The organism is Streptomyces sp. NPDC107522 (assembly GCF_055657525.1).
In genome coordinates this window covers 189634-199946 of record NZ_JBVKAU010000016.1, presented here as the reverse complement: position 1 = coordinate 199946, position 10313 = coordinate 189634, and the positions used below count along the sequence as shown (strand labels likewise).

General features: G+C 71.0%; 5 protein-coding genes. 1 reads left to right on the top strand and 4 read right to left on the bottom strand.

Features of this window, described 5'->3' with window-relative positions; all coding sequences use genetic code 11:
- Window positions 1-40 precede the first annotated feature (40 nt).
- From ACZ7L6_RS35330 to ACZ7L6_RS35315, 4 genes are all read right to left on the bottom strand, one after another.
- On the bottom strand, window positions 41-2725 hold the full coding sequence (locus ACZ7L6_RS35330; RefSeq protein WP_471931160.1) for a LuxR C-terminal-related transcriptional regulator: 2685 nt from the start codon (window positions 2723-2725) through the stop codon (window positions 41-43).
- Between the two features lie 575 nt (window positions 2726-3300).
- Entirely contained in the window at window positions 3301-5037 is a 1737-nt protein-coding gene (locus tag ACZ7L6_RS35325; RefSeq protein ID WP_471931158.1) for an ABC transporter ATP-binding protein, read from the bottom strand.
- The gene (locus tag ACZ7L6_RS35320; RefSeq protein WP_471931156.1) at window positions 5037-6833 is read right to left on the bottom strand and encodes an ABC transporter ATP-binding protein; all 1797 of its coding nucleotides are present in this window, start codon (window positions 6831-6833) and stop codon (window positions 5037-5039) included. The genes ACZ7L6_RS35325 and ACZ7L6_RS35320 overlap by 1 nt, the downstream gene beginning before the upstream one ends.
- Before the next feature lie 191 nt (window positions 6834-7024).
- Window positions 7025-9214 (bottom strand): MMPL family transporter, encoded by a 2190-nt coding sequence (locus ACZ7L6_RS35315; protein WP_471931154.1) that lies wholly within the window; start codon window positions 9212-9214, stop codon window positions 7025-7027.
- 261 nt (window positions 9215-9475) lie between these two features.
- Here ACZ7L6_RS35315 and ACZ7L6_RS35310 point away from each other — a divergent pair, with 261 nt between their 5' ends.
- The gene (locus tag ACZ7L6_RS35310) at window positions 9476-10072 is read left to right on the top strand and encodes a TetR/AcrR family transcriptional regulator (RefSeq protein ID WP_471931152.1); all 597 of its coding nucleotides are present in this window, start codon (window positions 9476-9478) and stop codon (window positions 10070-10072) included.
- Window positions 10073-10313 lie beyond the last annotated feature (241 nt).

Genomic DNA, 10313 nt, shown 5'->3' with positions numbered 1-10313 from the left:
CGGCCCGCCCTGGATGCCACACCGCCGCCGTGCCGTCGTTCTAGGCGACGTGTTCCGAGCCCGCCGCGCCGAGGAGGTGCAGCGGTGCCATGCGGCTCGTCTCCTGCGGCCGCCCGAGCAGCTTGTCCAGGCCGCGCTTCAGATCGTTGCGGGCCGTGATGCCGAGCTTGTGGTAGATGCGGTGCAGGTGGTTCTCGACGGTCCGCACGGAGACCACCAGGCGGTCGGCGATGTCCCGGTTGGACATCCCGGTCGCCGCGAGCGCGGCGACCTCCCGCTCCCGGGGCGTGAGCGAGGCGAAGTCGCGTTCCTGGCGGCTGTCGTCCTCCAGCCACGGCGGGAGCGTCATGCCGGAGTCGCGCAGCAGCTCCCGGCAGGCCGCCGCGGCCTTGCGGCCCTTGCGGTACTGGCCCGTGGCGCGGAACGCCCGGGCGGCCTGGGCCGCGGCTTCACCCGCGAGCGGCAGCGCGCCCATCTCGCCGAGCCGTCCGGACGCCTCCATCAGCGCGGCACCGTCGGCGTCGGCGAGGGCCTCGGTGTAGTCGGCGAACACCCGGATCAGGCCTCCGGTGGTGCGGGCAGCGCACAGCAGGGCACGGTGGGGGAAGCGGATCGCGGCGCCGTCCGTGACCCGGGCCGCCAACAGCAGTGCGGTGACCGCCCTGACCGTACGGCCGGCCGCGCCCGCCCGCTCGGCCAGATCCACGGCCTGGGCGGCGGCGCTGAAGTGGTCCCCGGTGTGGGCGAGGACGAGAGCGCTCTCGTAGGCGATCTCGTCCTCGGTGATCGGGGACGACAGGACCTCGCCGCGCAGCGAGCGGACCTCGACCAGGGTGCGCAGCGCCTCCGCGTGGTTGCCCGACTCGGCGAGCGCACCGGCCAGTTGGGCCAGCGGCCAGGCCCCGGTGACCGGGTAGGCGTGGGCCGCCTCGGCGGCGATCGCCCCCCGCAGCAGTGCGACGGCCTGTTCGGGCTGCCCCAGCATCCGCAGCAGCCGGCAGCGGTCGAGCAGCGCCTGTAGGAGGACGGGCCGGCCGTGACCGGGGTCGTAGCGGTGGACGGCGTCGAGTGCCTCGGCGGCGCTCCTGAGCCGGCCGAGGAGGGAGGAGCAGCGCGCGGAGACGGAGTTCGCGAGGAGCAGGGCGTCGGTGTCCCAGTCGTCGGAGGCGTCCCGGTAGCGGTTCAGCAGCTCCAACGCCCCTTCCGGGTCGCCGAGTTCGGCACGGGCGAAGGCCACCGTGGGCACCACCGCCTGGGCGAGGGGAAGGTCCGCGGTCTCCCCGCCGAGCGCCGTGTCGCCGAGGGCGACCGCCTCGTGGAGCCGGTCCGACATCACGGCGATCATGACGCGGGTACCGTGCAGCACTCCGGCGCGCTCCGCACCGACCCCCGCGATCGTGCGGTCCAGCAGTTCGCCGGCCTCCTTCACGCGCCTGAGACTCCACGCCATGTTGGTCACACGGGTGTGGACCGCGGTGACGAACTCGGCCAGGGGCACCTGCACACCGGTCTCCAGGGCGGCGGCCAGGACCGTCTCGGCCTCCGTGGGCCGGTCCTGCCCGACGAGCACCTGGCCGAGCAGCAGGGCCGCCCGGACGCGGTCCGCGGTGTGCTCGGGGTCCTTCGCTACGCGCGTCACCATGCGACGCAGATCCGCTCCGTAGTCGGCGGAGGACGGGACGGGGCCGTGCAGCGGTGTGCCGTCCAGGTCGGAGGGGGCGTCCTGGAGCGCGAGCAGGCACATGCGCTCCGCGAGCGGGAAGTCCCGGCGCCGGATGGCGACATGGGCCGCGGTGAGCAGCTGCTCCCGGTCGGGGACAAGGCCGGCGTCCATGCGCAGCGAGACGATGCGCAGGATGTCGTCCTCCCGGCGCGCCCCGGTGCGCTCCAGGGCGTCGGCGATCTCGCGGCGCAGCCGCTGCGCGGTGAGGTCGGACATGCGGGACGCCACCACCACGCGGTTGAGCGGACTGGCCAGCCGGAGCCGGACGCGCGACCGGCTGCGCTCGACGCTGACGATGCCGCGCAGGTCGAGCGATTCGGCCACCTTGGACAGCCCCGCCGCAGCGACGATCTCGGCCTCCAGCGGCTCGGCGACGGTGAGCATGTGGACGAGTTCGTGCTCGTCGTGGCTGAGGTCGCGCAGACCCACGCGGATGACGTCGGAGAGCCGCTTGCCGGGACGTTCCGTCAGGCCCGGCCACCGCCAGGTGCCGTCGACGCAGCTGAGCGAACCGTCCTCCAGGGCGTGCTCGACGAGTTCGCGCAGCATCAGCGCGTTGCCGTGCGTGGCCGCCCAGAGTCGCTCGAGCGTGGCCGTGTCGGTGTGGCCGCCCAGCCGGGCCCGCAGCACGGTGGCCATCGCCGTCCGGTCGAAGGGGGCCACCTCGATGTGCTCGACGAGCCGCTCCACCCAGAGCTTGTCGATGCCCGCCGGGGTGGTCGTGTCCTGGCGGGTGGCGGCGAGGACGCTGAGCCGCCCCGCCGCGACGAGTCGGTGCAGGCGGACGCTGGACGCGGCGTCCAGCAGGTGTGCGTCGTCGATACCGACGACAGGGCGGTCGCCCGAGGCGCCGTCCCGGGTGGACGGCTGCACGGCCTCCAGGCACTCGGCCAGCGTGCCGAACCCCTGGGTGCGGGTCCCGCTGCTCCAGCCGGCTCCGCCGACGGACAGGACCGTGCGGCCCTCGTCGGCCGCCTGCCGCAGGGCGGTGGACAGAAGCACGCTCTTGCCCACCCCCGGGGCTCCGACGAGAAGAGCTCCGCCGCGCCGTTCGATGGCGTTCCCGACGGTGTGGAGCTCGGTATCTCGCGCTGTTATCGGCCAGTCGAAGGAATCGCTCGTTGACATCTGTTCACGCCCCCGCGGTCGAATGATTTCGGCCATATTGTGATGCCTGTCCAGAATTCATCGACTCATTTGACTGCTGGACATTTTAACGGTTGACCAACTCGGGGAGAAGGTGAGTCCCTGTTGACTTTCCGGACTCCTTCGGACCGATTGACACCCAGCCCAACAAGATTGGTTCGAGCCAGATTGTTCACTGGACGACGGCCAGTATAGACCGGCAGGTCGGAAGTCAAGCTGGAATTTCTACATCGCGGAGTCGAAATGTCGAAGTGCCTGGTGGGAGCGGGTTCCGGAGGGAATGCCGCCGGATAATCGGCAACTTGGACCGGCAACTCTGACATCGCATGCGCGGTTGGTTCCCAGGGGCCTAAAGACGTCATTCTTTTCACGTTACGGGAACGTTCAGCAGCCCCCTCGGATAATCCGAGGGGGCGTGAATTGACTTTCTGTCAAGAAATGTGTCCGGCCAGACTCCAGTTCCGGGCCCGGCTGCGCTCCGCCCAGAACGAGGCGTACCGGCCGTCCATGGCCATGAGTTCGGCGTGCGTGCCGCGCTCGGTGATCCGTCCCTCGTCGAGGAACAGGATCTGGTCGGCGGCGGCGACGGTCTGCAGCCGGTGGGCGATGACGAGGAGGGTGCGGCCGGCGGTCAGGGCGCTCAGCGCGTCCTGCACCGCCCGCTCGTTCTCCGGGTCGAGCGACGCGGTGGCCTCGTCGAGCAGCACGATCGGGGCGTCCTTGAGGATCGCCCGGGCGATCGACACACGCTGCCGTTCGCCGCCGGACAGCAGGGCGCCGCCCTCGCCGACCCGGGCGTCCCAGCCGTCGGGCAGCCGCTGCACGATCTCCTCGACCCGGGCCAGCCGCGCGGCCTCGCGGACCTCGGCGTCGGTGGCGCCGGTGCGCCCGACCCGGATGTTGTCCATGATGGTGCCCTCGAAGAGGTACACGTCCTGGAACACCACGGAGATACGGGACATCAGGGTCTCCGGGTCGATGTCCCGGACGTCCACGCCGCCGACGCGCACCGCACCGGAGTCCACGTCCCAAAAGCGCGGGACGAGCTTGCTCACCGTGGTCTTGCCGGAACCGGACGGGCCGACCAGCGCGGTCATGGTGCCCTCGGCCAGCGTCAGCGACACGCCGTTCAGCACGGGCTTGCCGTCGTAGCCGAAGCCGACGTTCTCGAACTCGACGGTGTTGCCGTCCGGTCCCCGCGGCGCCTGCGGCTGCGGCAGTGTGGGCTGGGCCAGCAGGTCGGCCACCTGGTCCAGGGCGGAGCGGGCCGTGTTCAGGGTCGAGCCGAGCACCGCGGTCTCCGCGATCGGCTCGGTGAACCGCACGGCCAGGACCAGCAGTGCCAGCAGCTTGGCCACGTCCAGGCCTCCGTCCAGCGCCAGATAGGTGCCGGTCAGCAGGACGACGGTGAACGCGGCCTGGATCACCAGCGCGAAGCCGACCAGCCCCGGGACACCGGTGACCAGCACCCGGCGGGACGCCTCGGTCTGGGTGCGCAGCGCGTCGTCGAGCCCGGTGCCGGAGCGGGCGTCACCCCGGCCGAAGACCCGCAGTACCGGCTGCAGTTGGGCGAACTCCACCACCCGGCCGCCGGTCACGGCCCGGGCCGCGGTGCGGGCCTGGTCGGCCTGGCGGCTCAGTCCGGCGCTCCACCGGTGGACCAGGACGATCACCGGGACGGTGAGCGTTGCCGCCAGGGCCAGCCGCCAGTCGAAGGCATACATCAGCACGACCACGGTCACGGGCGTGACGAAGCTGGTCACCAGGGGCCGCAGCAGATGCGCCGGCACGCCCATGATGTCCATCACGCTCTTCGTGGTCAGCTGGCCGAGCTGTCCCACGCGCTCCGGCGCGAACCAGCCCAGCGGCAGTGCGGCCACCCGGTCGCCGATGCGGTGCCGCAGGCTCCTCGAGAGGGTCGCGCCCGCCTCGAACCCGATGAGCAGACTCCAGTAGTACGCGGCGCAGTACAGCACCGACACCCCGAGCAGCGCCCACAGCCACGGCCAGACCTCGTCCGGGTCCGAGCCGAACAGCGCCTCCAGCACGGGGACCAGCAGGGCGAATGCGATGCCCTGCAGCACCGCGCCCACCACCAGGGCGACGACCATCCGGCGCACCGGACGAGCCTGCTCGGGGCCGAGTACGTCGATGAGTTGACGGATCATCAGCTGAGTCCTCCCGCCGTGGCGACATTCGCGGCCCGTGTGACGGGCGCGGGGGTGTGCGGCTGCCACCGGCTCGTGTCTTCATGGGCGTGCCACATCCGGGCGTACCTGCCGCCCGCCGCGACGAGTTCCGGGTGCCGGCCCCGCTCGACGATCCGGCCGTCCTCCAGCACCACGATCTGGTCGGCGCCGACGACGGTGGAGAGCCGGTGGGCGATCATCAGCACGATCTTGCCCCGGGTCAGCTCCGACAGCGCGTCCTGCACGGCGGCCTCGGAGTGCGGGTCGGCGTAGGCGGCGGCCTCGTCCAGGACGATCACCGGGGTGTCGGCGAGCAGCGCGCGGGCGATGGACACGCGCTGCGCCTGGCCGCCGGACAGCCGGGCGTCCTCGCCGATCACCGAGTCGTAGCCGCGCGGCAGCGCCTGGATCACGTCGTCGACGCAGGCCGCACGGGCCGCGGCGCGCACCTCGGCGAGGTCGGCGTCCGGTCGCGCCATGCGGATGTTGTCGGCCACGGTGTCCTGGGTCAGGCGAACGTCCTGGAAGACGAACGCGACCCGGCGGTAGAGGTCTTCGAGCGCCATGTCCCTGATGTCCACTCCGCCGATGCTGATCGCACCGCCGGTGACGTCCCAGAACCTGGGCAGCAGCGCGGCCAGCGTGCTCTTGCCGGAGCCGGACGGCCCGACCAGCGCGGTGACCGTGCCCGGCGAGAGCTCCAGGTCGACGCCGGCCAGGGCCTCCTGCTCGCCGTCGTAGGAGAAGCGCACGCCCCGGTAGCTCACCCGGTTGCCGTCCGGGGTCTGCGGCGCGTCCGGCACGGGGAGCTCCTCGGTGTCGAGGATCCCGGCGACGCGCTCGGCGGCGCCCTTGGCGATGCGCAGCTCGTAACTCGCGTAGAACAGCGACAGGATCGGCGCGGTCAGGCCGATGCCGAGCAGCGCGAACGGCAGCAGCTCCACGGCGTCGAGCCACCCCTGCGTCACGAACAGCGCGCCGCCGGCGAGCGTGGTCACCAGGACCGCGATCGGGGAGAGGACGATCTCGGCGGCGGCCTTGGAGTACTGGGTGGAGCGCACCCAGGTGAGGAAGAACTCCGAGAAGTCGTCGGCCGCCCGGGCGAACTCCCGGTGTGCCCGGCGGGCCTGGCCGAAGGTCTTCACGACCGCGATGCCCTGTACGAACTCGACGGCGCTGCCGTTGATGCGCCCCATCGCCTCGTCGTACCGGGGCAGGTTCTTGGCCATCCCGGCCATCGTGGCGCTGTACAGCGTCAGCCCGATGGCCAGGGGCGCGATCACCACCAGGGTCATCCGCCAGTCGACCCAGAACAGATACGCCAGGGAGGTGACCGGGACGACGGTCGCCGTGGTGATGTCGAGCAGCGAGTGGGCGATCAGATGGTGCATCGCGTCGACGTCGTCCTGCACCGCCTTCTTCACCTGGCCGGAGTTGCGGGACGAGAACCAGCCCAGCGGCACCCGGCCGAGGCGGGTCACGAGCGAGCGGCGGATGTGGAACTGCAGGGCGTTGTCGGCGAGATGGGAGATCCCGCCCGCCACCAGCGCGACGATCAGCCTGACCAGCAGCGCGCCCGCGCCGATCGCGGTGACGGTCCAGGCGTCGCCGGTGCGGTCGGGGCCGTCGTCGAGCAGGACCCGGCCCAGCTCGGCGACAGCGATGAAGGGCACCACGCCGGCGGCCGCCGAGACGGCCTGGGCGGCGATCGCCCAGCGCAGCCTTCCCTTGATCGGGTCGAGAATCGCGCCAAGTGCGGTCTTTCCCGCGGCCATGCGGGCCTCCAAGCGCTTTGGTTGGACAGCTGTTAGACGGTGTCTAACAGGGGGTAACTGTATCCGCTTCCCGATGCCGCGCGTCAAGCGGGCCGGGGCGGGGCGGGGGGAAATCGAGGGGAAGGGCGGGCGAACAGCGGGCGCCGAAGTGCCGCGGGGGATTCGGCACTTCGGCGCCGTCCGGAGGGGAGTCAGCCCGCGACCGGGACCGGCTCCTTGCTGTCGGCGGGCTCGTCGGTCTCCTTGATGCCGTACTTGCCGTAGAACCTCGCCAGCGGACCGGGGGCCCACCAGGCGGCCCGGCCCATGAGCTTGAGCACGGCCGGCACGAGCAGGATGCGGACGATGGCGACGTCGGCCAGGATGGCGAACACCATGCCGACGCCGAACAGCTTCATCATCAGCACACCGCTGGTCGCCATCGCCGCGAGCGGCACGCACATCAGCAGGGCGGCGTTCACGATCAGGCGGCCGATCTTCTGCAGCCCGGAGGCCACCGCCGCGGAGCTGTCGTCCAGGAGGTCGTACTGCTCCCGGATCCGGGACACGAGGAACACCTCGTAGTCCATGGAGAGTCCGAAGATCAGGGCGAACAGCATGATCGGCATGTTGGGCTCGATGTTGCCCGTCGAGTCGAAGCCGATCAGCCCCTCGAGGTGGCCCTCCTGGAAGATCCACACCAGGACGCCGAACGTCGCCGACAGCGACAGCAGGTTCATCAGGATCGCCTTCAGCGGCAGCAGCACCGAGCCGAACGCGAGGAACAGCAGGATGTACGTCGCCACCGCCATGTAGAGCAGCATCCAGGGCAGCGTCTTGCCGAGCGAGTCCAGGGTGTCGTCGAACACCGCCGTCTCACCGCCGAAGTAGGCCTTGGCGCCCGGCGGGGGCGACACGTCCTTCAGCCGGTTGACCAGGTCGCGCGCCTCGGGGGAGACCGCCGCGCCGTCGAAGGTGACCGACACGCGTGCGGTCGTGCCGGTGGCGCCGGTGATCTGCGCGCCGGTCGCGCCCTTGGTGCGGCCCAGCTGCTCGGCGTAGGCCTGGAGCGCGGCGCCCTGCTCCCGCGAGGTGGCGTCGGACTTCAGCACCAGCAGCGAGTCGATGGACTTCACCGCGTCGCTGTCGAAGTCGCGCTCCAGGGCGTTGTGCACCTGACGGCCCTCGGCGCTGTTCGGCAGCTGCCGGGCGTCGCTCACACCGAACTCCACGCGCAGGAACGGCGCGGCGAGCGCCACCAGCACGGCCAGCGTGCCCACCGCCACGAGGGCCGGGCGCCGCATGAGGCCCTGGGCGAGGCGGTACCAGGCGCCCTGGCCAGCCTGGGTCCCCTGGCCACCCTGGGCCGTAGCCTTCTTGCGGCGGCGCAGCGACAGGGCGTTGACCTTCGCGCCGAGCGCGCCCAGCGCGGCGGGCAGGGCGATGATCGAGAAGAAGACCGACAGCACCACCGCGGCCACGCCGCCGTACGCCATGGACTTCAGGAAGCCGAAGGGGAAGAAGGTCATGCCGGCCAGCGCGACCGCGACCGTGATGCCGGAGACCAGGACCGTGCGGCCGGCGGTCGCGACCGTGCGGGCCAGTGCCTCCTCGCCCGTGTGGCCGCGCTCCAGCTCCTCGCGGTAGCGGCTCACGATCAGCAGGCCGTAGTCGATGGCGACCGCGAGGCCGAGGATCGACACGAGGCTCATGGCGAACACCGACACGTCAGTCAGCTGCGCGATGATCCGCAGCACCGCCATGGAGCCCACGATCGACAGGCCGCCGACGAGCAGGGGGAGGCTGGCCGCGGCCAGACCGCCGAAGACGACCACCAGCAGGATGAACAGGATCGGGAAGGACAGGCCCTCCGCCGTTCCCAGGTCCGTGCCGATCTGGTCACCGGCCTGGTGGTTGGTGGGCACGGGCCCGCCGCGCTGGGTCTGCAGCCCCGGCGCGTCGAGCTTGTCCTTGATCGCCTTGTACGACTTCTCCTTGGCGTTGTCGTCGCCGCCGCGGAGGTTGATCGCCACGTAGGTGGCGTGCCGGTCGTGGCTGACCTGCGCCGGCATCTTGGTCATCCAGAAGGTCGAGTATCCGGTGACCGCCGACTTCGGCAGGTCCTGCACCGTTTCGGTGACCGCCTGCCGGAAGGACGGGTCGTCGACCGTGCGGTCCTTGTCGCGGTAGACGATCACCGCGTCGGGTGCCCGCTGCGGGAACGCCCGCTCGGCCAGCTGGGCGGCCTTGCGGCTGTCGGACCCGGGGTCCTCGAACCCGCCGGGCTTCATGTCGCCGAAGACGCCGACGCCGTAGGCGCCGGACAGGACGGCGAACAACAACGTCAGGACCAGGAGGGGTTTGCGCCTTCGGTAAAGGAATCGCCCCAGCGCCTCGAACATGGTTCTCCCTAGGTAGTTGGCGAGCGCCGCATGCCTGCCAGGGTCCGGCGCCGTGGCAACCGTAACAGCGTTTTTATTGCCCGCTCCAGGGCTCTTGCACACTGTCTAACTGAGGGAACGCCGAGAAACCCCTCATGACCTGCGGCTTCGACCAGAAAAACTTCTTTTCAAGGGGTTGCGCCTGAGGGCTGCGTCAGGTCTGACACGAGGCTGACGTGGTGTCAGGGGTCATTCGTAACGCTGTTGTCATACTGTGGGGGGATGGCCAGGCTCAAGACACATGACGAAGCGCTCCGACTGCGGCTCATCAACCGCGCGGCCGCCACGGTCTTCGACCGCGGCACGGCCGCGCTGAGTCTGCGGCAGCTCGCGGCGGACGTGAAGACCTCGACCACGGCGGTCTACTCGCTGTTCGGCAACAAGGCCGGTCTGCTGGCCAGCCTCTACGAGGAGGCCGCGCGGCTCTTCGTGATGCGGCTGGCCGCCGTCCGCTCGACGGACGACCCGGCGAACGATGTGATCCGCCTCGGAATGGCCTACCGCGAATACGCTCTCGCGAATCCGCACCTCTACGCGATCCTCTTCACGGAGAGTCCGGCCCAGTTCGAGCCGACGGTGGAGGGGCAGGGCGAGCAGGTCGAGATGTACCAGCCGCTGGTCGACGCGGTGCGCCGGGGGCAGCGGGCCGGGCAGTTCACCACCGAGCTCGAGGCCGAGGTCGTGGCACTGTCCTGTTGGGCCACCGCGCACGGCCTGGTCTCCCTGGAACTGTCGGGCAACGAGCCGCCGGGGCTGTCGATCGCCGACTCCTACGAGCGGACGCTGCGTGCGGTGGTCACGGGGTGGCGGGCGGCCTGAGTGGCGGGCGGTGTGGTTGGCGGATGTGAACAGGGTGGGAGGTGGAGTGCTGCGGGTCCGTCGTCGGTGGGCGCGCATCTCGGGTGCGTCTTTGGCAGGTGTGGGCCCGTGGGGTGGCGGGGGCGGCTCGAGAAGTCGAAGGCTTCCGCCGACGGGGCGGTGGGGGGTGGCGGGCAGGGTGAGTGGCGGCCGGTGTGGTGGGCGGACGTGAACAGGGTGGGAGGTGGAGTGCTGCGGGTTC

What these genes read in the sequence shown, in the direction of transcription:
- ACZ7L6_RS35325 (WP_471931158.1), bottom strand. Translation starts at nt 5,037, where the DNA reads ATGATCCGTCAACTCATCGACGTACTCGGCCCCGAGCAGGCTCGTCCG.
- ACZ7L6_RS35315 (WP_471931154.1), bottom strand. Translation starts at nt 9,214, where the DNA reads ATGTTCGAGGCGCTGGGGCGATTCCTTTACCGAAGGCGCAAACCCCTC.
- ACZ7L6_RS35310 (WP_471931152.1), top strand. Translation starts at nt 9,476, where the DNA reads ATGGCCAGGCTCAAGACACATGACGAAGCGCTCCGACTGCGGCTCATC.
- ACZ7L6_RS35320 (WP_471931156.1), bottom strand. Translation starts at nt 6,833, where the DNA reads ATGGCCGCGGGAAAGACCGCACTTGGCGCGATTCTCGACCCGATCAAG.